The sequence below is a fragment of the Pseudomonas sp. MHK4 genome (genome assembly GCF_054600775.1).
In genome coordinates, this window is the sequence record NZ_BAAIAK010000008.1 from 41,190 (window position 1) to 63,416 (window position 22,227).

Sequence of the window (22,227 nt, forward strand, 5' to 3'; positions counted from 1 at the left end):
CATCAGGACTTGGGATCGTCGTCCTTCCAGGGCGCCGACAGATAGCGCGTGCGGTTGAAGGTTTCCAGCCATTCCGGGCAGAACACCACCAACGCGCTGACCACCATGCCGTTGATGAACGCCTCGGGAAAAATGATCAGCCACAGGTAACCGACGAAATCTTCCAGCCAGTACGGCATGGCGAAACGTTCGTCGTACCACAACAACGTCAGCGCCAGCACCAGGCACAGCAACGCTGAAAGGGCTGCGGCGAAAAAACCGGAAACGAAGATGTACACGAAGAGATTTCGTGGCTGCGCGCGCTCCACCGCAATCGCACAGCATTCGGTGATCAACACCGGCAACAAGATGAACAGCGTGCCATTGACCCCCATGGCCATCAGGTCCTGACGGCCCAGCAGCACCAGGCCTGCTTGCGCCACCAGGCCGCCGACGATCGCCAGCGGCCAGTCCAGCAACAGCGTCACCGCCGTCATGCCGATGAAGTGATAGGACACGCCGGTATCGAAGTCCCGACGCACCAGCCACAGCATGAACAGCGCAAACACCGTGCCGAACAGCAGATGCTGGCGACGACTGTCGGTGAACAACTCGACCCAGGGTGCGCGCACAACGGCCCAGAGCAATACCGGTAGGTAGATCAACCACCCCACGTTCAGGGTCTGGGATGACAACAGCTCGGCACCGATCATGGCTGGGCGCACTCCCGTGTCTTGCCGAAAGAGAAAGAACCTCAGTCTACACCGCCCTTCGCCGGCCCTTCTAACTCAGGCCCAATGCCGTGGATCGTTCATCACCGCCTCATGTTCGGCAAACAATTTGGGAAGCTCGGCCTTGAGAAAATCCACCCAGGTGCGGACCTTGGCATCGAGAAATCGCCGCGAGGGATACAGCGCATAGACATTGCGCTCGCGCAATCGCCAGGCCGGCAATACACGCAACAAGGTGCCATCGCTCAAGGGCCGCGTGGCGGTGTGGAACGGCAGCAGGCTGATACCCATGCCTTCCTCCGAGGCCTTGACCATCGACTCGGCGACATTGCACTGAAAGGTCTTGGCCGGACTGACGGCGTGCTCGCCGTGTTCGTCCTGGAATATCCACTGGTCGCCATACAAGGGGTCGAGCAGGCGCAGGCATTGATGCTCGTTCAGCGCCAGCGGCTGCTGCGGAATGCCCTTGCGCCGCAGGTAGTCCGCGGAGGCGCACGGTACGCTGTAGATCTGCCCGAGGGCCTGGGCGACCAATTGCGAATCGGGCAGTTCGGGGGCAATCGAAATCACCACGTCATGCCCTTCTTCCAGTGGATCGGGATTGCGCTGGGACAAGGTCAGTTCGAACACCACGTCCGGATAAAGCTCGCTGTAGCGGGCGATCAAGGGCGTGATCAGCACGCCCAGGCCGTTCATGCTGTGCACCCGCAGGCGCCCGGCCGGGTTGATATGCGCGCCTCGGGCCTCGGCGGTGGCCTCGTCCATTTCTTCGACGATCTGCCGGCTGCGCAGGAGGAAGCGCTCGCCCGCTTCGGTCAGGCTCAGGCGTCGCGTGGTGCGTTGCAGCAGGCGCGCCTGTACATGTTCTTCCAGGTCCGAGACCAATCGGGACACCTGCGCCGTCGACAGATCCAGTGTGTCGGCTGCTGCGGTGAAACTGGCGCAGTCCACCACCCGGATGAACACGCGCAAGTTGTTAAGCAAATCCATAAGCCCCCCTCGGGCGAAGATACGCACCCGTTAATTGCCCGCGTGCGAAACAATTTGTAGGAGCTGGCTTGCCAGCGATGGCGGCCTCACAACCACCCCATCGTTCACGGCAGTACCCGATCCAGGGTGACTATTACATTTTCCGTAAAGCTGCATCAGCCATAGGCCCCTTTATCCACGGGTGGCGAAGACTAAAATCAATACATCAAAACCCACCCGGAGCACGCCAGCATGAAATCGTTGATCAGCCTGTTTCTAGCCGTCATCGCCACCTCGGCCATGGCCGCCGATAACGAGCCTCTCGCTGTCTTGTACAACCCGGCGCAGCCGCTGGACATCGCCAAGGTGGTATCTGTGTCGGACACCGCGACCGCCTGCGGGGTTGTGCCGTCGACCATGGTGTATGTCGATCATCAAGGCCAGACCCGTCGCGTGACGTACAACGTGATTGGCGATTGCACCAGCAACCTGTGAACCGCCGCAGTACTCAGAGCAGTGTCCAGGTGTAGCTGAGGATCAGACGGTTTTCATCGATATCACTGCGGTAATTGGACCGCGCCATCGCGTTGCGCACGCGGATGCCGAGGCCTTTGAGGCTGCCGCTCTGCAGCACGTAGCCAATGTCCAGGTCACGCTCACGGTCCTTGCCCTCATACCCCTTGCCGGTATCGACATTGTTGCCACTGATGTAGCGCAGGGTACTGGTCAAACCCGGCACACCCATAGCCGCGAAGTCATAGTCGTAACGTGCCTGCCAGGAACGTTCATCGGTGTAGGCGAACTCATAGGTCGGTACCTCGTTACCCAGCGGTGAGATGTTGGCGAACACCCGCGGGAACGCGCTGTCGCCGAACATCCCTTGATATCCGAGATAAAAGGTGTGGCCGCCACGTTTGGCCGACAGCAACGAGTAGAACGCCTGGTTGTCGATGTTGCCCAGCAGTTTTTTGCCGTCTTCACGCGAATCGAAGTAGCCGAGATTGGCGCCCAGGATCCAGTCACCCAGGGGCTCGCTGTGCTTGAGGCCGAGGAAGCGCTGGTTGTAGATGTCCTCCAGTTGCCCGTACCAGGCGCTGACCGAGGTGCGCTTGTCGTTGAAGGCATAATCGCCACCGGCAAAGTTGAACCCGTCACTGCTGACCTGACGTTGCGGCACATGCCCGAGCATCGCCTGCATTTTTTCATCACCGGCCTCGTTGCGCAGGCTGGTTGAACTCAGGTGTCCGCCCTGCAAGGTCAGGCCATTGATCTCGCTGGAAGAGATGCTTGCCCCTTGGTAACTCGGCGGCAGCAGGCGAATGTCACTGAACACCAACACCGGTAGATTGGGTTGCAGCTCACCGACTTTCAGCTCGGTTTTCGAGTAGCGCATCTTCAACGCGCCTTCGAGACGGCTGTAATTGTCCGCTGCGCGACCGTCGTCCTGAACCGGCAGCAAACCGGTGTTGACCCGGTCCGGGCTGCTGTCGAGCTTGAGGCCGAGCAAGCCGATGACATCCACACCAAAGCCGACGGCACCCTGGGTGTAACCGGACTTCACATTGAGGATGAAGCCCTGGGCCCACTCCTCGGCCTTCGATTGCGGGTTGGCGCCGACGATGTCGGAATAGTCGCGGCTGAAGTAGTAATTGCGCGCCTGCAACGTCGCGGTGGTGTCTTCGATAAAGCCACTCTCGGCGGCCATGACGCCTGTGGAAAAACCCGAGACGATCGCCAGGGACAACGCCGAACCGGTTGTTGGGAAATTCTGTTTCATCGTTGTGCTCTTATTGTTATTGATCGACAGGTTGAACAACTTCAGTCGCAGTGGATTTGCGAAGGGAAATGGGACGACGGGCGTTTAACAGCACATGGGTGACCATGCCGAAAATCAGCCCCCAGAAAGCGGCGGACAAGCCGAACAGCGACATGCCCGAAGCCGTGATCAGAAAGGTCACCAGCGCGGCTTCACGGTCGCTCGGTACGGCCATCGCACCCGTCAACGCCCCGGTAATGGCGGCAAACAGCGCCAGCCCCGCCAACGCCGCAATCAACTCCTTGGGGAACGCGGAAAATAGCGACACCAGCGTGGCGCCGAAGATGCCCAGCACCAGGTAGCACAAGCCCCCGACAACGCCGGCCACGTAGCGCTTGCGCGGATCCTCGTGAGCCTCCCGCCCGGTGCAGATGGCCGCCGTGATCGCGGCCAGGTTCAGCCCATGGCAACCAAAGGGGGCCAGCAGCGCGGTGCCCAATGCACTGCTGGCGATGATCGGGCTCGCGGGCGTTTGGTAACCGCTGGCGCGCAGCACGGTCATGCCAGGCACGAACTGGCCGGTGAGCGCCACCATCACCAGCGGCAAGGCGATGTTCAGAGTCGCGCTCAGGCTGAACTGGGGCGTGATCCACACCGGCGTCGCCAAACCGATCACCAATGCCTCGCGATGCAAATCACCGCTGAGCGCGGCAATCGAACAACCCGTCAGCAGCACCAGCATCACCGCGTAACGTGGCATCACCCGCTTGCCGATCAGGTAGGCCGCGAACATCGCCAGCACCAGCAATGGCTTGTGCTGCATTGATACGAACAGCCCGGTGCCGAAGCTGAACAGGATGCCGGCCAGCATTGCCGCCGCAATCGCGGCGGGCAACTTGCTGATGATCCGGTCGAAAGCTCCCGAGACCCCGACCACAAAGATGATCAGGCTACTGACCAGATACGCCCCCACCGCTTCGGCCATGGAAATTTCAGGCAACAACGCCACCAACAGCGCCGAGCCCGGCGCCGACCACGCGATGATCACGGGAACGCGAAAGCGCAGACTCAAACCGATGCCCAGCACGGCGCTGCCGATGGAGATCGCCCAGATCCAGGACGACAGCACTTCCCGCGGCAGATGGGCCGATTGTGCCGCCTGAAAGATGATCACCAACGGCCCGGCATAGGAAATCACCGTGGCGATAAATCCGGCGACAGCGGCTGACACGGAGAAATCCTGGAAAAAGGCCTTCATGATTCAAGCGCCCGTCGGCGACAGCGTTGGGCCGACAGCCATGGCACTGCGCCGGTTGCTGATGGCGAACACCGTCATGGCGAGGGCCGCCACCGCACCCGGCAAGGCAAACGCCATGAAGTTAAGTTGCAGCGGCAAGCTGATGCCGAGCAAGGCGCCACCCAGCAGGGGACCGACGATGGCACCGTTGCGGCCGATACCAGAAGCCCAGCCCAGGCCGGTGGAACGAATGGTCATGGAGTAAAACTGGGCAGCGCAGGCGTACAGCAGAATCTGCGAGCCAATGGTGGTGGCGCCAGCGATGGCGATCAGCAGGTACAACACCGGCATCGGGCTGTTGAAGCCCAACAGGGTGATCGACACCGCCGCCATGGCGAAGAATACCGACAGCACCCGCGGCAGGTTGAGCCTGTCACCCAGCACACCGCCGCCGATTGCACCGAAGATCGCCCCGAAGTTCAGCACCAGCAGGAACGACAGGCTCGAGCCCAGGCTGTAACCGGCGTTGGCCATCAGTTTTGGCAGCCACGAACTCAAGGCATAGACCATCAGCAGGCAGCAGAAAAAAGCCAGCCACAACATCATCGTGCGCAGTGCCCGGCCCTCGCGGAACAACTGCAACACCTTGGTGCCCGTGCCCTTCACTTCGCTCATGTGCAACTGATCGTCAGCCGATGCGACGTAAGCAGGATCGATCCGCTGGAGAATGTTGCGGGCTTCTTCATTGCGCCCCTGGCGCAGCATGAAACCCACCGACTCGGGCAGGAAGTACATGATCAGTGGCAACAGCAGCAACGGCAGGACCGCCACGTAAAACACCGACTGCCAGCCGAAACTCGGGATCAGCACGATGCCCAGCCCGGCTGACAGCATGCCCCCCACCGAGTAGCCGCTGAACATGATTGCCACCAAAGTGCTGCGAATCTTTTTCGGCGCGTATTCATTCATCAACGCCACGACATTGGGCATCACGCCACCAATGCCCAGCCCGGCAATGAAACGACAAAGTCCAAACTCGGTGGGGTTGCGGGCGAACCCGTTGAGCACGGTGAAACCACTGAAGAGCATCACGCAGAGGGTGATGGCTTTCTTGCGTCCGATCTTGTCCGAGAGCGGGCCGAAGAACAGCGCCCCGAACATCATGCCGAATAGTGCATAACTGCCCAGTGCACCGGCCTGCAGAGGACTGAGCCCCCACTCTTTCATCAGCATCGGCAAGACCACGCCGTAGATCACCAGGTCATAACCATCGAAAATGATGATCAGGGCGCACCAGAACAGCACCATCCAGTGGAAGCGGTTGAATCGAGCCTTGTCGATAACCTCATGTACGTCGATCTTGCGCATGGCGTTCATCTCTTGTTGTTGTTTTTTTAGGAGCAGCGGTAGCACGGCTCACGTCCGTACAGCCGAGGGTAGAGTCACCAGACGCGAGTCAATATCCGCATTGCGCAGACCACTATCCGTTTTGCGCAGCGCCCTGGAACGGACTGGAGAGCGAGAGTATTTGCCCCTCTCCGATAAACTGTCTTCTTTGCAATCACATTTGAGCGCTAAGCTTGGGCGTATGGATGACTCAGATTACTTACGCCTGCTGACCATTGCGGCCGAGCAAGCCAACGCGTTCCTGTCCAATGCCCGCAAATGGGAGCGCGAGCGTTGGGTCTGCCAACGCCTGCTGCAAGGCTTGAACATTCCCTACCGAGCCGACGAATTCGCCCCCGCCGGGGAGCCGCCGGACGTGTTGTTTCGCGACGCCAGTTTCGAAGTGTTCTTCGTGCTCGACGAGGGCCGGCGCCTCAATGATGAATGGCGCGACGAACTGCAAAGGCGGCGCAGTGCGTTTTCCCTGAGCCAGCTGGTACGACGAGAGGCCAAGCCCCGACGCATACCGGCCAACGAGTTCCTGCTGCGGCTGGCGCCGACCTTGCGCAAAAAAGCGCACAACTATAAAGAACGCGGCATGGACCTGGGCGAGCTGGACATCATTGCCTTCGCCAGCCTCAAGCGCGAAGTACTGGACCTCAACAGTCATTTCCCGCCGCCCACCGAATACCTGCGCCAGGGCTGGCGCTCGCTGTCGCTGGTGGGCCCGACCTTCGCCCGAGTGCTGTTCGCCCATCCCGATGCACCGGACTTCCTGCGCAGCAACCTGGGACGCAGCATCGTGTTCGACGTCGGGATCAGCCTGTGAGCCCACTGCAGGAACTGATTGCCGAAGTCCCGCAAACCGGCCGCGTACGCTGGATCGGCGTGCGTGCGGAACGTCACGCGCCGATGATCGAACTGGATGCCGTGGAAGCGCGACTCGAGGCCGGCCTGACGGGCGATCGCGCCCGCCCCGGCGTACGCAATGCGCGGCAGGTGACGCTGATTCAGTGGGAGCACCTGGCGGTGATCAGTTCACTGATGGGCCGCCCGGACGAGCAACCGGTCAAGCCTGAAGATTTGCGGCGCAATCTCGTTATCAGTGGGATCAATCTGTTCAGCCTCAAGGGCCGGCGCTTTCGCATCGGCCAGGCAATTTTTGAAACCACCGGCTGGTGCCAGCCTTGCGCACGCCTGCAGGCCAACCTGGGTCCCGGGACGTTTCAGGCCGTGCGCGGACATGGCGGAATCACCGCCCGGGTGTTACAAAGTGGGATCATTCGCCTGGACGACACGGTGAGCGTCGAGCCCATTCCGGACAGCGGCTATGCTCCGTTCAACGTTCGTTAAATCAGCCTGTAGCTTCAACACCTTCAGCAACGTCTACCTGACGAGGCCTTTATGACCAGCCGCCTGAACCCCGACGACCAAAAGCATGTCGAAGAGTACCTGCAGTTGTCCCAGCACCGAGTCGAGCGCCGGCCTTTCCGGCCGTGGATGCTCCTGGTGCTGGTATTGGCAGTGACCATTGGTCTGGGCCTGCTGAGCCGACTTATCAGTTACCTGACGCTATGAGCTGCCTCGCGCTCGCTTGGGTAACCACACCGATTTCCTTTAGCCTTGCGAGTTATCCCCATGTCCCATCGTATTGTCATTGTCGGCGGCGGCGCCGGCGGTCTGGAGTTGGCTACCCGTCTGGGTAAGACTCTGGGCAAACGCGGCACGGCCAGCGTAATGCTGGTCGACGCGAACCTGACCCACATCTGGAAACCGCTGTTGCACGAAGTCGCGGCCGGGTCGCTGAACTCGTCCGAAGACGAACTCAACTATGTGGCCCAGGCCAAGTGGAACCACTTCGAGTTCCAGCTGGGGCGCATGAGCGGGCTTGATCGCGCCAACAAAAAAATCCAGCTGGCCGCCACTTATGATGAAGCCGGTCTGGAACTGGTGCCCGCCCGGGAAGTGCCTTACGACTCGCTGGTGATCTCCGTCGGCAGCACCACCAACGATTTCGGCACCCTGGGCGCGGCGCAGCACTGTCTGTTCCTGGATACCCGCAAACAGGCCGAGCGCTTCCATCAGCAGTTGCTCAACCACTACCTGCGCGCCCACGCGGGGCAGACCGACAAGGTCGAGCAGATCAGCGTCGCCATCGTCGGTGCCGGCGCCACCGGGGTCGAACTGGCCGCCGAGCTGCATAACGCCGCCCATGAACTGGCGGCGTATGGCCTGGACCGAATCAAACCGGAAAACATGCACATCACCCTGATCGAAGCCGGTCCACGGGTGCTGCCGGCCCTGCCGGAACGGATCGGCGGGCCTGTGCATAAAACCCTGGAGAAGCTCGGGGTCAACGTCATGACCAATGCGGCCGTCAGTGAAGTGACCGCCGACAGCTTGATCACCGCGGATGGCAAAGTGATCAACGCCAGCCTGAAAGTCTGGGCTGCCGGGATCCGAGCGCCGGGGTTCCTCAAGGACATCGATGGCCTGGAAACCAACCGCATCAATCAACTGCAAGTGCTGCCGACCCTGCAAACCACCCGTGACGAGAACATCTTCGCCTTCGGTGACTGCGCGGCCTGTCCGCAACCGGGCACTGATCGCAATGTGCCGCCACGCGCCCAGGCTGCGCATCAGCAGGCGTCGTTGCTGGCCAAATCGTTGAAGTTGCGCATCGAAGGCAAGGCGCTGCCTGCGTACAAGTACACCGACTACGGGTCGCTGATTTCGCTGTCGCGTTTTTCGGCTGTGGGTAACTTGATGGGTAACCTGACCGGAAGCGTGATGCTGGAAGGCTGGCTGGCGCGGATGTTCTACGTGTCGTTGTACCGCATGCACCAGATGGCGCTGTACGGGCCGTTTCGCACAGCGATGCTGATGCTGGGCAGCAAGATTGGGCGTGGAACTGAGCCGCGGCTGAAGCTGCACTGATCAAACGTGCTTTTTGTAGGAGCGAGCTTGCTCGCGAAGAACTTGAGAGCGCCGCGTTAAACCAGAAACGCTGCGTTTTCGTTGACGATCTTCGCGAGCATTCGAGCGTCGACCGGCTGCTCCTACAATTGATCCACGGCAAAAATTAACAGGCAAAAAAAATCCCCGTATCTTTCGATACGAGGATTTTTAATATGGTCGGGGTAAGGGGATTCGAACTCCTGACATCCTGCTCCCAAAGCAGGCGCGCTACCGGACTGCGCTATACCCCGGTAAAAAAAAGGCGACCTAACTAAAGTCGCCTTCTTCGATCAGCGCTTTTGGCCTCTGATCTTAAGATTCGATTCCAGCGTTAACTGGTTTCAAAAATGGTGGGTCGTGTGGGATTCGAACCTACGACCAATTGGTTAAAAGCCAACTGCTCTACCAACTGAGCTAACGACCCAAAAATGGTCGGGGTAAGGGGATTCGAACTCCTGACATCCTGCTCCCAAAGCAGGCGCGCTACCGGACTGCGCTATACCCCGGCTTGAAATTGGCTCCGTGACCAGGACTCGAACCTGGGACCCAATGATTAACAGTCATTTGCTCTACCGACTGAGCTATCACGGAACTACACATTTCAATTTACAACTTTGTAGCTTTACTGCGTTCTCTTCGACTCGTTCGCATCGCTGCGTTCGTGTGTCTGAGGCGCGCTATTCTACAATCTTCAGCACCTCTGTCAACCCCCTAATTTGCATTCAAGTTAATGATTTGCAACTTATTTTAGATTCCTGCCTGTGAGCAGAAACCCTGGCGGGTGACTTACTGCGGGGCGCACTTTACAAGCCTTTTCCTTAGAGTTCAACAGCCTGAATGAAAAAAAGGCCTCGTTATGCGAGGCCTTTTCGATTTTGTTGCGGTTACGGATCAGACGAAGACGATTTCGTCGTTTTCCACCACGCCGTGAGCGGTGTCGCCTGGCATGAATCGACCGGAAAGGATCAACTGCGCCAGCGGGTTCTCGATCCAGCGCTGAATAGCCCTCTTGAGCGGCCGTGCGCCGTATACCGGGTCGTAGCCGACCGCGATCAGCTTGTCCATGGCCTCGGGGCTCAGTTCAAGCTTCAGCTCCCGCTCGGTCAGGCGACTGCGCAGGCGACCCAACTGGATCTCGGTGATGCCAGCAATCTGATCCCGCGCCAAAGGCTCGAAAATCACCACTTCGTCGACCCGGTTGATGAACTCCGGCCGGAAGTGGCTGGAAATCGCATCCATCACCGCCGCGCGCTGCGCCTCACGATCACCCACCAATTCCTGGATCTGCACCGAGCCCAGGTTGGAAGTCATGACAATCACGGTGTTCTTGAAGTCCACCGTGCGGCCATGGCTGTCGGTCAGGCGACCGTCTTCCAGCACTTGCAGCAGGATGTTGAACACATCCGGGTGCGCCTTCTCGACTTCGTCCATGAGGATCACTGAATAAGGCTTGCGACGCACCGCCTCGGTCAGGTAACCGCCCTCTTCGTAACCGACGTAGCCTGGTGGCGCACCGATCAGGCGAGCCACGGAATGTTTCTCCATGAACTCGGACATGTCGATCCGCACCATCGCCTCTTCGGTATCGAAGAGGAATTCAGCCAGCGCCTTGCACAGTTCGGTTTTACCGACACCGGTCGGGCCGAGGAACATGAACGAGCCACTCGGGCGATTCGGGTCGGACAACCCGGCACGGGAACGCCGTACCGCGTTGGACACGGCAACCACCGCTTCGTCCTGGCCGATCACACGCTGGTGCAACAGGCTTTCCATTTTCATCAGTTTTTCGCGCTCGCCCTCAAGCATCTTCGACACGGGTATGCCGGTCCATTTCGACACGACCTCGGCGATTTCCTCTTCAGTCACCTTGCTGCGCAGCAACTGGTTCTCGCTCTTGCCATGCTGGTCGACCATTTGCAGGCTGCGCTCCAGGTCCGGGATCACCCCGTACTGCAACTCGGCCATGCGGTTCAGGTCGCCTTTGCGGCGGGCACTTTCCAGCTCCTGGCGTGACTGTTCGATCTTCTGCTGGATCTGCGCCGAACCTTGCACCTCGGCTTTTTCCGAGTTCCAGATTTCTTCGAGATCCGAGTATTCACGCTCCAGACGGGCGATTTCTTCCTGGAGTTTTTCCAGGCGTTTCTTCGCCGCGTCGTCGCTTTCTTTCTTCAGCGCCTGGGATTCCACCTTCAGCTGGATCAAGCGGCGCTCCAGGCGGTCCAGCACTTCCGGCTTGGAGTCGATCTCCATGCGGATGCGGCTGGCGGCCTCGTCGATCAGGTCGATGGCCTTGTCCGGTAACTGCCGGTCAGTGATATAGCGATGGCTGAGCTTGGCCGCCGCAATGATCGCGCCGTCAGTGATCGCCACCTTGTGGTGGACCTCGTAACGCTCTTTCAGGCCACGCAGGATGGCGATGGTGTCTTCTTCACTCGGCTCGTCCACCAGCACTTTCTGGAAGCGTCGCTCAAGGGCGGCGTCCTTCTCTATATATTGGCGGTACTCGTTGAGCGTGGTGGCACCGACGCAATGCAATTCGCCACGCGCCAGGGCTGGCTTGAGCATGTTGCCCGCATCCATCGAGCCCTCGCCTTTACCGGCGCCGACCATGGTGTGCAGTTCGTCGATGAACAGAATGATCTGCCCTTCCTGCTTCGACAGTTCGTTGAGCAGGGATTTCAGGCGTTCTTCGAACTCGCCACGATACTTGGCACCGGCAATCAACGCCCCCATGTCCAGGGAGAGCAGGCGCTTGCCCTTGAGGCCGTCCGGCACTTCGCCGTTGATAATGCGCTGGGCCAGGCCTTCGGCGATCGCGGTTTTACCGACGCCAGGCTCACCGATCAGCACCGGATTGTTCTTTGTACGACGTTGCAGCACCTGGATAGTCCGGCGAATTTCATCGTCACGGCCGATCACCGGATCGAGCTTGCCATCTTCGGCACGCTTGGTCAGGTCGACGGTGTATTTGTCCAGGGCCTGGCGCGCTTCCTCGTGATTGGGGTCATTGACCGCCTCACCGCCACGCAAGTTGTTGATCGCGTTTTCCAGGGCTTTCTTGCTCACGCCCTGGCCGAGCAAGAGCTTGCCGAGCTTGCTGTTCTCGTCCATCGCGGCGAGCAGCACCAGTTCGCTGGAAATGAACTGGTCGCCCTTCTGCTGGGCCAGGCGATCGGCCTGGTTGAGCAGGCGCGCCAGATCCTGCGACATATTCACGTCGCCGGTCGGGTTCTGGATTTTCGGGAGCTGGTCGAGCTCCTTGGTCAGCTCTTTACGCAGGCTGTTGACGTCGAAGCCCACCTGCATCAACAGGGGCTTGATCGAGCCGCCCTGTTGCTCGAGCAGCGCTTGCATCAAGTGCGCCGGCTCTATGGCCGGATGATCGAGACCGACGGCCAGGGATTGGGCATCGGACAACGCTAACTGCAATTTGCTGGTTAAACGGTCTATACGCATGGGTCACCTTCCTTTTGAGCAGGCCGGACCTATAAAACATCCTGAATGAAGAAACCTGCCAGATACCACAATAGATGCGGTCGATTCTGGGAGTTTCAAGCGTCGAGACGTTGATGCAGGTCAGACAAGTCTAGCGTTCGAGCCAGATCAAGGAGGCAAATCGACCGGTGCGGGATGCACGGCGGTAGGAATAGAAGCGTGGGTCGGTCACGGTGCAGAGTCCGCCACCGTAAACAGCAGTTACACCCCGAGCGGCCAGACGCAAGCGCGCCAACATATAAATGTCCGCCATGAACTTGCCGGCGTTTTGGCTTGGCACAAAAGCTTCAGCCGCTTGTGGCAACTGTTGCACGAAGGTTTCCCATACCTCAGGGCCAACTTCGAAGGCTTGCGGACCAATGGCCGGGCCGAGCCAGACCAGAACCTCGGCAGGCGGCACGGCCAGGCTGTCGAGGGTCGCTTCCAGTACGCCCGCCGCCAACCCACGCCAACCGGCATGGGCCGCCGCGACACGAGTACCGGCACGGTCGCAAAACAGCGTAGGCAGGCAGTCGGCAGTCATCGCCGCACAGGCAATGCCCGGCGTTGAAGTCCAACTGGCATCGGCAGTGTCCACCCGGCTCGGATCCGCATGAGCCACGACAATGCCGTGGACCTGCTGCAACCAGGCCGGCTGAATCGAAAAATGATCAGTAAGACGCTGGCGATTCTCGGCAACAGCTTCGGGGCTGTCATCGACGTGATCGCCAAGATTGAGGCTGTCGAACGGCGCCATGCTGACGCCGCCCGCACGGGTGGTGACACAGGCTTTGACCCCGGCCGGCGCGGGCCAGTCAGGAATCAGCCAGTCACTCATCCGATGAACGCCTCACGGTCTTGCTTGAGCAGGGTCAGCAACCAGACGAAATCTTCCGGCAATGGCGACTCCCAGCTCATGCGCACACCGGTGGTCGGGTGATCCAGCTCGAGGAACCGCGCATGCAGCGCCTGGCGCGGGAAGTTCTTCAGCGACTCGACCATGGTCGGGTTGGCAGCCGGCGGAATCCGGAAACGACCGCCGTAGGCAGGATCTCCGACCAACGGGTAGTTGATGTGCGCCATGTGCACGCGAATCTGGTGCGTACGACCGGTTTCCAGCTTCACCCGCACGTGGGTGTGGGAACGGAAACGCTCGAGCACGCGGTAGTGGCTGACGGCCTGCTTGCCACCTTCCATCACGGCCATGCGCTGGCGTTGTTGGCCATGACGACCGATTGGCGCATTGATCTTGCCGCCAGCGGTCACCACGCCGATCACGATGCACTCGTAGATCCGGCTGACGCTGCGGCTCTGCAACTGTGTAACCAGCTGCGTCTGCGCCTGAATGGTCTTGGCCACCACCATCAGACCGGTGGTGTCCTTGTCGAGGCGATGCACGATCCCGGCGCGGGGCACATTGATGATGTCCGGCACGTGGTGCAGCAAGGCGTTGAGCAAGGTGCCATCAGCGTGGCCAGCAGCCGGGTGAACCACCAGGCCCGCAGGTTTGTTGATCACCAGGATGTCGTCGTCTTCATAGACGATGTCCAGGGCGATGTCTTGAGCGACCCATTCGCCCTGAGCTTCCTGCTCGGCAGTGAGTTCAAGAATGGCGCCACCGTGAACGATGTCTCGCGGGCGGACAACCGCCCCATCCACAGTCAGGCGGCCGTCTTTGATCCAGGCGGAAAGGCGCGAGCGCGAGTGCTCAGCGAATAATTGTGCGGCGACTTGATCGAGGCGTTGGCCGCCCAATTCGGACGGCACCTCTGCGCTAAGTTCAATTTTATCGGACATGCTCGGACTAGGCGTCGGCACAGCCTTTGGTTTCGGCTGCGCGCTTGTGGTTAAATACGGCGTCTTTTGCCCCGAGGCTATTCAACGGGGCGCTCATCATAACAGGACGGCCTCGCCCAAGACAGCGGCCGTCATAGGGACGCAAGCCGCCATGCAAGTGAAACACCTGCTGCTGATCGCCATCCTCGCATTGACCGCTGCTTGCTCTTCGAAGGAAGTCGTAGACGAAAACCTGAGCGAAGTCGAGTTGTACCAACAGGCTCAAGCTGATCTGGACAATAATAGCTACACCAGCGCCACTGCCAAGCTCAAGGCTCTGGAATCGCGGTATCCGTTCGGCCGATACGCCGACCAGGCTCAGCTGGAACTGATCTATGCCAACTACAAGAACGCCGAACCAGAAGCCGCCAAGGCCGCTGCCGAGCGTTTCATTCGCCTGCACCCGCAGCACCCGAACGTCGATTACGCCTACTACCTCAAGGGCCTGACTTCTTTTGACCAGGACGTTGGCCTGCTCTCGCGCTTCCTGCCGCTGGACATGACCAAGCGTGACCCGGGCGCCGCTCGCGACTCCTACAACGAGTTCGCCCAACTGACCAGCCGCTTCCCCAACAGCCGTTACGCGCCGGACGCCAAGCAGCGCATGATCTACCTGCGTAACCTGCTGGCAGCCTACGAAATCCACGTGGCCGACTACTACCTGACCCGTCAGGCCTACGTCGCCGCCGCGAACCGTGGCCGCTACGTGGTGGAAAACTTCCAGGAAACCCCTTCGGTCGGCGACGGCCTGGCGGTGATGACAGAGGCCTACCAGCGCCTGCACCTGGACGAACTGGCTGCCACCAGCCTCGAAACCCTGAAGCTCAACTACCCGAACCACCCAAGCCTGGTGGACGGTCAGTTCGTGCCATCGGTCGCCGAAGCCGATAACCGTTCGTGGCTGAGCAAGGCCACCCTGGGCCTGATCGAATCCCGTCCGCCGCTGCCGCCGGGTGAAACCCGCGCCAACCAGGACGTGCAGAAGCAGTTCCAGGATGCCAAGGACGCGATCCCGAGCGAGCTCAAGCCTAAAGACGGCAACGGCGATGTGATCGAGGAAGAAGACCACGAGGCCGAGGGCAACAATGAAGACCGCTCGTGGTTCAGCTACATGACCTTCGGCGTGTTCGACTGATACGACCGGTGGTGCAGAAAGGGAGACTCTTGAGTCTCCCTTTTTTATTGCACCGTTTTTATGCAGCGCGAATACGCTGTGCGCCTGTCATGTCCTTGGCTAAACTGGCGGCTCATCCGTCATAAAGCAGCTCACCATGCTTCGTTTATTATTCTGGATCGCCGTGATTGCCGCCGCTGTCTGGTTCTGGCGCAAGTACAAGGGCCAGGTTTCTGCACCCAAGTCCTCCGCCGAGCTGGAAGCGGCCCCCATGGTCCGCTGCGCCCATTGCGGCGTGCACCTGCCCCGCGACCGTGCACTGAGCCTTCAACAACAGTGGTACTGCAGCCAGGCTCACCTTGAGCAAGGCCCAGGTTCCAGTGATCGCTGAGACGTCCAGTCCCGGCGACAAACAGGCCCAGCGACTGCTGCGTCTCTATCACCTCTACCGTTTATGCATCGGTTTCACCCTGGTGCTGCTGATTTCCAGCGACCTGGACAACCGGTTGCTGACGTCCGCCAATGACGAGCTGCTGCGCTACGGCAGCTGGTTGTACCTGGTGCTGAACATCCTGCTGGTGGTCTTCTTCCAGAACACCCGCCGCCCCGCGCAAGTGCTCAGCCTGGCGCTGGTCGACGTCCTGCTGCTCTGCGTGTTGTTCTACGCCGGCGGCGGAGTGGCCAGCGCCATTGGCAACTTGCTGATCGTCTCGGTGGCCATCAGCAATACCTTGTTGCGAAGACGCATCGGCCTGCTGATTGCCGCCATCAGTGCACTTGGCATCCTGGGTTCGAGTTTCCTGCTGATTCTCAGCCACCCCGCCAGCCCCAATGATTATTTGCAGGTCGGTACGCTCGGCGCCCTGTGTTTTGCTGCGGCCCTGCTGGTACAAGGCCTGACCCGACGACTGGAAGTCAGCGAAACCCTGGCGGAACAGAAAACCAGCGAAGTCATCGGCCTGGAAGCCCTCAATGCCCTGATCCTGCAACGCATGCGCACGGGCATCCTGGTGCTCGACGACCAATGGCGCGTGCAACTGGCCAATCAAAGTGCCTTGACCCTGATGGGCTGCGAGCGCCTCGAAGGCCGCCGGATTGACGAGCATGCCCCTTCCCTGGTCGAACGCCTGCAATTGTGGACCGATAATCCGACGCTGCGCCCGCACAGCCTGAAAATCCCTGCCAGCGGCCTTGAACTGCAGCCGAGTTTCATCGCCCTGGCCCCTGGCCCGCAGCACCAGACCCTGATCTTTCTCGAAGACCTCGCCCAGATCACCCAGCAGGCGCAACAACTGAAACTCGTCGCCCTCGGGCGCCTGACTGCCGGTATCGCCCATGAAATCCGCAATCCATTGGGCGCCATCAGTCACGCCGCGCAGCTATTACGGGAATCGGAGGAACTGAATGCCGCGGATCGACGTCTGACGCAGATTATTCAAGACCACTCTCAGCGAATGAATCGGGTTATCGAAAACGTCCTGCAACTGTCCCGCCGCCAGCAAACCGCGGCGCAACGACTCGATCTGAATCAGTGGCTGGAACAGTTCGTGACAGAAATTCGCGAGCAGGCCACCGAGCGCCAGAAGATCCATCTACGCATCGCTCCAGGTGATTTCAGGACCTTGATGGACCCCAACCAACTGAAGCAAATTCTCGACAACCTGATCCGCAATGCATGGCGCCATAGCGCCCTCAACCACGACCAGGCGCAGGTCTGGCTTGAGTTGTTCATGGATGCCGACAGTCAGCTGCCGACCCTCGACATCCTCGACGACGGTCCCGGCGTGGCCCCGGACCATCAAGCGCAATTGTTCGAGCCTTTTTTCACCACCAGCCACCAGGGCACTGGCCTGGGGCTCTACCTGTCCCGCGAACTGTGCGAAAGCAACCAGGCGCGCCTGGACTTCAAATCACGCCAGGGCGGCGGTTGCTTTCGCATTACCTTTGCTCACGGACGCAAACAGGGTTGAACATGAGCCCACGGCAAAAAGTCCTGATCGTCGACGACGAGCCGGACATCCGCGAACTCCTGGAAATCACCCTGGGACGGATGAAACTCGATACCTGCTGCGCGCGCAACGCTGGCGAGGCCTTGTCCCTTCTCCAGCGCGAGGCGTTCGACCTGTGCCTGACCGATATGCGCTTGCCGGACGGCAGCGGCCTGGAGCTGGTGCAACACATCCAGCAACGCTACCCGCAAGTCCCGGTGGCCATGATCACGGCCTATGGCAGTCTCGACACGGCGATCAATGCACTGAAGGCTGGTGCGTTCGATTTCCTGACCAAACCGGTGGACCTGAGCCGCTTGCGGGAACTGGTGACCAGCGCGTTGCTGCTGCCCGTCCCTGGCACCGCCATCGATCGGCGCTTGCTCGGCGACTCAGCGCCCATGCGCGATCTGCGCAAACAGATCGACAAACTGGCCCGCAGCCAGGCACCGGTGTACATCAGTGGCGAGTCCGGCAGCGGCAAGGAACTGGTCGCCCGCCTGATTCATGAACGAGGACCACGGGCCAGCCAACCCTTTGTCCCGGTCAATTGCGGTGCGATTCCGACGGAGCTGATGGAAAGCGAGTTTTTCGGTCATCGAAAAGGCAGCTTTAGCGGCGCCATCGAGGATAAACCGGGATTGTTCCAGGCAGCCCACGGCGGCACCCTGTTTCTCGACGAAGTGGCCGACCTGCCTCTGCCGATGCAGGTCAAACTGCTGCGGGCGATCCAGGAAAAAGCGGTACGCAGCGTTGGTGGGCAACAGGAGATGATGGTCGATGTGCGCATACTGTGCGCCACCCATAAAGACCTTGGCGCCGAAGTCGCTGCCGAACGTTTTCGCCAGGATCTGTACTACCGCTTGAACGTGATCGAACTGCGGGTTCCGCCGTTGCGCGAACGTCGTGACGACATCGAACTCCTGGCCAGCCACGTGCTCAAGCGCCTGGCTGCAGACACCGGGCAGCCCGCGACGAAAATCCACTCCGATGCCCTCCAGGCCCTGAAAAGCTACCGTTTCCCGGGCAATGTGCGCGAACTGGAGAACTTGCTCGAACGAGCTCACACGTTATGCGACAACCAGCAGATCGAGGCCAGCGACCTGCGCCTGGCCGAAGGTAACTGTGCCGCCGAAGCGGGCGTGCCGGACCTCACGCAGATCGATAACCTGGAGGCGTACCTGGAAAACGTTGAGCGTCAACTGCTTCTCCATGCCTTGGAGGAGACGCGCTGGAACCGCACGGCGGCGGCTCAGCGGTTGAATCTGTCGTTCAGATCGATGCGCTACAGGCTGAAGAAGTTGGGCCTGGATTGACGCTTTTTTGATCTTCAAATCCGCCCGGCTGGCGCATACGGCGCAGGATCGATAATCGGCGCTCGACCCAGCATCACATCGGCAAACAATTGGCACGACGCAGGCGCCAGCACCAACCCATTGCGGTAATGCCCGCAATTGAGCCAGAGCCCCTCAAAACCCGGTACCCGACCAATATACGGGATGCCCTCCGGCGAACCGGGCCGCAACCCGGCCCAATGCCCCACTACCTCAGCGTCGACCAACGCCGGAATCAACTCCACGGCTGAGGCCTTGAGGCTTTCGAGAGCCGATTCAGTAGGCGTCTTGTCGTAGCCTTCGTGCTCCAGGGTACTGCCAATCAGGATGTGCCCATCGCGTCGCGGAATCGCATAACGCCCCTTGGCCAGCACCATGCTCGGCAGGAAGTCCGCCGCGCACTTGTAGAGGATCATCTGCCCTTTCACCGGTTCGACCGGCAATTCAAGGCCCAGGCTCTTGAGCAGATCGCCGCTCCACGCGCCAGCGGTCAGGACCACTTGATCGCCATGGATCGCGCCGGTGTCGGTCTGCACACCGACTATTTTTTCGTCCTGCCGGATGAACCCGCTGACTTCGCACTGCTCATGAATCGTCACGTTTGGCAGCGCCTGCAATGCCGCCTTGAGCGACTTCACCAGCCGTGGATTGCGCACGTTGGCCACGTCGGCCATGTAGATCGCCCGGGAAAAACCACCGCCCAGCACCGGCACCGCATCGTGGGCCGCCGAGATATCCACAGCCCGCAGCGGCCGGCCCTCGCGCGCGGCCCAGGCCAGCGCCTCGGCTTCATCGTCCAGGTCCAGCCAGTACAGGCCCGTGGTATGCACCTCGGGATCAATTCCGGTGGCCGCAAACAAACGCTCGCCCAGCTGTGGATAAAAATCCTGGGACCAATGCGCCAGCGCGGTCACCGCAGGGCTATAGCGCCATGGATAGAGCGGCGAAACGATGCCGCCACCGGCCCAGGACGATTCCTGGCCGACGTTCGAGCGATCCAGCAGCACCACACTCTGCACTTGGGGCGCGAGATTGAATGCCGTCAGCAGCCCGATTACCCCACCACCGACGATCACCACTTGCTGTTGCCTGGTCATGTTCTGATCCAACCGTTCAATAGACAGAGGCGCAAAGGGCGCCCGAAAAGGAAACTCAGCGACCCCAGCAATCCTTGGTGGACACGCCATCCGCAGCATTGACCATGTTTCTGACACCGGTGTTGGTGAGGGTGAAATCACCGCACTTGTCAGCGGCCATGGCGCTACCGCTCTTGCGGGTTGCCGTCAGCAGGAATGTCTGGTCGGTCAGGGTCGGCGTGATGCTGTAGTAGTCGTTGCCGGCGCTAAGGTCGGTGGCGTGGGTGTAGACGTTATTCTTCGAATAGAAACGCTCGAGGATCTGCGCCTGTTCCGAGAGCAGTCCGGCGACCTCTGTGCGACGCCCCTTGTTCACGTACTCGGTGAGGCTTGGATAGCCAATGGTGATGACGATCCCGATGATCGCAATCACGATCATGATTTCGATCAGGGTAAAACCGCGGTTGGAACTGCGCATGCCTCAATTCTCACTTACTGTATTTGTCGCCACATGATGCGACGGCTGCCGCCGCCGGATTTTTCCACCAGCGTGGAGATACCGCCACTGGAATCGTTCACGATCTTGCGCGTCGCGCCATTGACGATGGCGTTCAGGGTCGGCATCCCGCCGGTAAAGACCACGCCGCTGGACAGCGTGTCGGTGTTGTCGACCACGGCGTCGCCGTTGGTGTCGAGCACCGCATAATTGAGCATCTTACCGCTGAACGCATCGAGCTCGACCAGTTTGCCGTTACCAAAGCTGGCGCAAGGGTCGGTGGTATCCACGCTGGCCGTGGTAAAGACGATCCGTCCGAGTACCAGGCTGGCCTGGTCGATCACCCGCTCACCGGTCAGCGCGTTGTTATACAGCAGTGGCAGATACCAACCCTTTTGCGTTGGGTAATTCACCTCGTGCTGACTGGTGGTGATGGACTGCGCCGACACCCCGGTCACTGCCTGGGCCTGCAGGCTGGAGGTAGTGATCTGCCCGGAGCCACCCTGCGCATCCCACACCGCGTAGAACGCCTGCAGGTCCTTGTTGCCCCTGTCTGCCGTCTCGTTGAATTTGCCGGTGCCGAAAAACACCATCTTGCCACCCAGGGGATTGTCCGCCAGCAACGGCTGTGCGGTGATTGGCTGGGTAGCGCCACCGGCGGTGGTGAACAATGGCTTGCCGGCAAATGCGAGGCCCCAGGCGTTCGGGGTGGCGCCACTGAGGTCAAACTTCCAGAGTCGCCCCTCAAGGTCACCGCCATAGGCGGCCTGCACCACATTCTGGGAGTTCACCCTGAGTTTCACCGAAGACAACCCGTTGCTGGTTTCACTGCTGTCGACCACGATTTTCCTGATCAGGCTGCCGTCGCGAATGTCCAGCACATACAAGGCAGCCACCCCGGAGTGGCTGCCATAGCCGTTGGCAATGAACGCCGCCCAGCGCCCATCCGCCAAGCGTGCCACCTCCGGCCGGGCGTAGGCATAACCCAGGTCATTAAAAGCGTTCGCTGCACTGGCAGTGGCCGGCGCGTTGATTTCCCACAGGGCCTTCGTCACATTCCCCGCCGATGCATCGAACAGCTGCAGCGCATAGAAGGTTCGTCCGCCCGCCCCCGTTCCGCCCAGTGCGAGGGTTTTCCAGGCACTGTTCAACTGGGCATCGAACACGCCCACCTGCCCATCCACCAGAAACCTGTGGCCGGCTCCGTTGATGTAGGTGGGATCGGCGATGTAACGCAAAGATGGCTGCACATTGGAGGGCATGTAGGCGAAGCGCCGGGCACCGTTGCCGGTACTGATGACGCTGACGAAACCGTCGTTGGCGTTGACCACCAGACTTGCATGCATGTTGGCCACCTTGGTCGCCAGGTACGTGCTGTAGGAGGTGTCCCCCGACAAATCCGCTGCGGTTTTGTCCGAAGGGCCGGCCAGGACCAGCGGCGAGTTGACGATATCGCCGAGCAACACACTGCGCTCTTTCAGGCCGGCCTTGTTGCTGCCCTTGCTCCACTCCAGCAGATCGCTGCCCGTAATTCCGCCGGGCAAGCCCTGGCTGAGGACGCTTTGCTGGGCCGCAGACAAATTGGCAAAGACCAATGTCACGGCGCTGTGGGTCTGGCTGTTCCATGATTGATAGGTTGGTGCCGCAGCGCCCGGCACGATCGCCGTATCGGTGGACCACAGCACCGAGGCGGTATCGACCGCGCCACTGGCGGTGAAGCCGTAGGCCTTGATCGTGCCACGCCAGTCCCTGGGGTCGTAGCGGGTCTGGAAATAACGGGTGGCGCTGGCGACACCACTGCCGCCGGAGCCGGCCTTGGTGCACAACAAGGGCGAATCCGCAGGCGTGAAGGCATAGGCCGGAGCGGCCAGGAACAAGGCGCAAACGGCCCCG

The 22,227-nt window shown here is 60.4% G+C and carries 19 protein-coding genes, 4 tRNA genes and 1 pseudogene; 9 read left to right on the forward strand and 15 right to left on the reverse strand.

The window, feature by feature from the left end:
- Positions 1-2: 2 nt before the first annotated feature.
- A complete protein-coding gene (locus ACYP2Q_RS20050) occupies positions 3-692 on the reverse strand; it encodes an energy-coupling factor ABC transporter permease (protein ID WP_459732129.1) in 690 nt (229 codons plus the stop codon).
- A gap of 75 nt (positions 693-767) precedes the next feature.
- Positions 768-1,700: a LysR family transcriptional regulator gene (locus ACYP2Q_RS20055; RefSeq protein ID WP_459732131.1), complete on the reverse strand. Its 933-nt coding sequence runs from the start codon at positions 1,698-1,700 to the stop codon at positions 768-770.
- 231 nt (positions 1,701-1,931) lie between these two features.
- Between ACYP2Q_RS20055 and ACYP2Q_RS20060 the strand changes: the two genes are divergently transcribed.
- Positions 1,932-2,174 carry a DUF2790 domain-containing protein gene (locus tag ACYP2Q_RS20060; RefSeq protein WP_459732132.1) on the forward strand — a complete coding sequence of 81 codons (243 nt, stop codon included), beginning with the start codon at positions 1,932-1,934 and terminating at the stop codon, positions 2,172-2,174.
- Positions 2,175-2,187: 13 nt separating this feature from the next.
- Here ACYP2Q_RS20060 and ACYP2Q_RS20065 read toward each other — a convergent pair whose 3' ends face one another.
- The 3 genes from ACYP2Q_RS20065 to ACYP2Q_RS20075 are packed head-to-tail and all read right to left on the reverse strand — an operon-like array spanning position 2,188 to position 6,040.
- Positions 2,188-3,456 (reverse strand): OprD family porin, encoded by a 1,269-nt coding sequence (locus ACYP2Q_RS20065; protein WP_459732133.1) that lies wholly within the window; start codon positions 3,454-3,456, stop codon positions 2,188-2,190.
- A gap of 16 nt (positions 3,457-3,472) precedes the next feature.
- On the reverse strand, positions 3,473-4,693 hold the full coding sequence (locus tag ACYP2Q_RS20070) for a benzoate/H(+) symporter BenE family transporter (RefSeq protein WP_459732134.1): 1,221 nt from the start codon (positions 4,691-4,693) through the stop codon (positions 3,473-3,475).
- A 3-nt stretch (positions 4,694-4,696) separates the two neighbouring features.
- Entirely contained in the window at positions 4,697-6,040 is a 1,344-nt protein-coding gene (locus tag ACYP2Q_RS20075; protein WP_459732135.1) for an aromatic acid/H+ symport family MFS transporter, read from the reverse strand.
- A gap of 220 nt (positions 6,041-6,260) precedes the next feature.
- On the opposite strand from ACYP2Q_RS20075, the gene ACYP2Q_RS20080 reads away from it, so the two are divergent.
- From ACYP2Q_RS20080 to ACYP2Q_RS20095, 4 genes are read left to right on the forward strand one after another with little or no spacing between them, the layout of a single operon-like run.
- Positions 6,261-6,887 carry a DUF1780 domain-containing protein gene (locus ACYP2Q_RS20080; RefSeq protein WP_007970534.1) on the forward strand — a complete coding sequence of 209 codons (627 nt, stop codon included), beginning with the start codon at positions 6,261-6,263 and terminating at the stop codon, positions 6,885-6,887.
- The gene (locus tag ACYP2Q_RS20085) at positions 6,884-7,411 is read left to right on the forward strand and encodes an MOSC domain-containing protein (RefSeq protein ID WP_459732136.1); all 528 of its coding nucleotides are present in this window, start codon (positions 6,884-6,886) and stop codon (positions 7,409-7,411) included. The genes ACYP2Q_RS20080 and ACYP2Q_RS20085 overlap by 4 nt, the downstream gene beginning before the upstream one ends.
- Before the next feature lie 51 nt (positions 7,412-7,462).
- Positions 7,463-7,636, forward strand: coding sequence for a DUF3094 family protein (locus ACYP2Q_RS20090; protein WP_007996394.1), 174 nt, complete (start codon positions 7,463-7,465; stop codon positions 7,634-7,636).
- A gap of 60 nt (positions 7,637-7,696) precedes the next feature.
- Complete coding sequence (locus ACYP2Q_RS20095) at positions 7,697-8,995, forward strand: NAD(P)/FAD-dependent oxidoreductase (protein WP_459732137.1); 1,299 nt, start codon at positions 7,697-7,699, stop codon at positions 8,993-8,995.
- A gap of 195 nt (positions 8,996-9,190) precedes the next feature.
- Here the strand turns inward: ACYP2Q_RS20095 and ACYP2Q_RS20100 are convergent.
- The 7 genes from ACYP2Q_RS20100 to rluD all read right to left on the reverse strand — a co-directional run bounded on the left by ACYP2Q_RS20100 (position 9,191) and on the right by rluD (position 14,287).
- Positions 9,191-9,267 (reverse strand) — tRNA-Pro (locus tag ACYP2Q_RS20100).
- 97 nt (positions 9,268-9,364) lie between these two features.
- A tRNA-Lys gene (locus ACYP2Q_RS20105) sits at positions 9,365-9,440 on the reverse strand.
- A gap of 5 nt (positions 9,441-9,445) precedes the next feature.
- Positions 9,446-9,522 (reverse strand) — tRNA-Pro (locus ACYP2Q_RS20110).
- Between the two features lie 9 nt (positions 9,523-9,531).
- Positions 9,532-9,607, reverse strand: a tRNA-Asn gene (locus ACYP2Q_RS20115).
- A 300-nt stretch (positions 9,608-9,907) separates the two neighbouring features.
- Positions 9,908-12,472: an ATP-dependent chaperone ClpB gene (clpB, locus tag ACYP2Q_RS20120; RefSeq protein ID WP_459732139.1), complete on the reverse strand. Its 2,565-nt coding sequence runs from the start codon at positions 12,470-12,472 to the stop codon at positions 9,908-9,910.
- Between the two features lie 130 nt (positions 12,473-12,602).
- Positions 12,603-13,328, reverse strand: a complete 726-nt coding sequence (gene pgeF / locus ACYP2Q_RS20125) for a peptidoglycan editing factor PgeF (RefSeq protein ID WP_459732140.1) — start codon at positions 13,326-13,328, stop codon at positions 12,603-12,605.
- On the reverse strand, positions 13,325-14,287 hold the full coding sequence (rluD, locus tag ACYP2Q_RS20130; RefSeq protein WP_459732142.1) for a 23S rRNA pseudouridine(1911/1915/1917) synthase RluD: 963 nt from the start codon (positions 14,285-14,287) through the stop codon (positions 13,325-13,327). The genes pgeF and rluD overlap by 4 nt, the downstream gene beginning before the upstream one ends.
- Positions 14,288-14,438: 151 nt before the next feature.
- Here rluD and ACYP2Q_RS20135 point away from each other — a divergent pair, with 151 nt between their 5' ends.
- From ACYP2Q_RS20135 to ACYP2Q_RS20150, 4 genes are all read left to right on the forward strand, one after another.
- Complete coding sequence (locus ACYP2Q_RS20135; protein ID WP_459732143.1) at positions 14,439-15,461, forward strand: outer membrane protein assembly factor BamD; 1,023 nt, start codon at positions 14,439-14,441, stop codon at positions 15,459-15,461.
- 136 nt (positions 15,462-15,597) lie between these two features.
- Complete coding sequence (locus tag ACYP2Q_RS20140) at positions 15,598-15,831, forward strand: PP0621 family protein (RefSeq protein WP_459732144.1); 234 nt, start codon at positions 15,598-15,600, stop codon at positions 15,829-15,831.
- Complete coding sequence (locus tag ACYP2Q_RS20145) at positions 15,821-17,410, forward strand: sensor histidine kinase (RefSeq protein WP_459732309.1); 1,590 nt, start codon at positions 15,821-15,823, stop codon at positions 17,408-17,410. The genes ACYP2Q_RS20140 and ACYP2Q_RS20145 overlap by 11 nt, the downstream gene beginning before the upstream one ends.
- Positions 17,411-17,412: 2 nt before the next feature.
- Entirely contained in the window at positions 17,413-18,744 is a 1,332-nt protein-coding gene (locus ACYP2Q_RS20150) for a sigma-54-dependent transcriptional regulator (RefSeq protein WP_459732145.1), read from the forward strand.
- Positions 18,745-18,758: 14 nt separating this feature from the next.
- Here ACYP2Q_RS20150 and thiO read toward each other — a convergent pair whose 3' ends face one another.
- The 3 genes and pseudogenes from thiO to ACYP2Q_RS20165 form a co-directional block, all read right to left on the reverse strand.
- Positions 18,759-19,859, reverse strand: coding sequence for a glycine oxidase ThiO (thiO, locus tag ACYP2Q_RS20155; protein WP_459732147.1), 1,101 nt, complete (start codon positions 19,857-19,859; stop codon positions 18,759-18,761).
- Between the two features lie 55 nt (positions 19,860-19,914).
- Entirely contained in the window at positions 19,915-20,316 is a 402-nt protein-coding gene (locus ACYP2Q_RS20160; RefSeq protein ID WP_459732148.1) for a type IV pilin protein, read from the reverse strand.
- Positions 20,317-20,330: 14 nt separating this feature from the next.
- Positions 20,331-22,160, reverse strand: a pseudogene (locus tag ACYP2Q_RS20165) (pilus assembly protein); the annotation flags it as partial.
- Between the last annotated feature and the right edge of the window lie 67 nt (positions 22,161-22,227).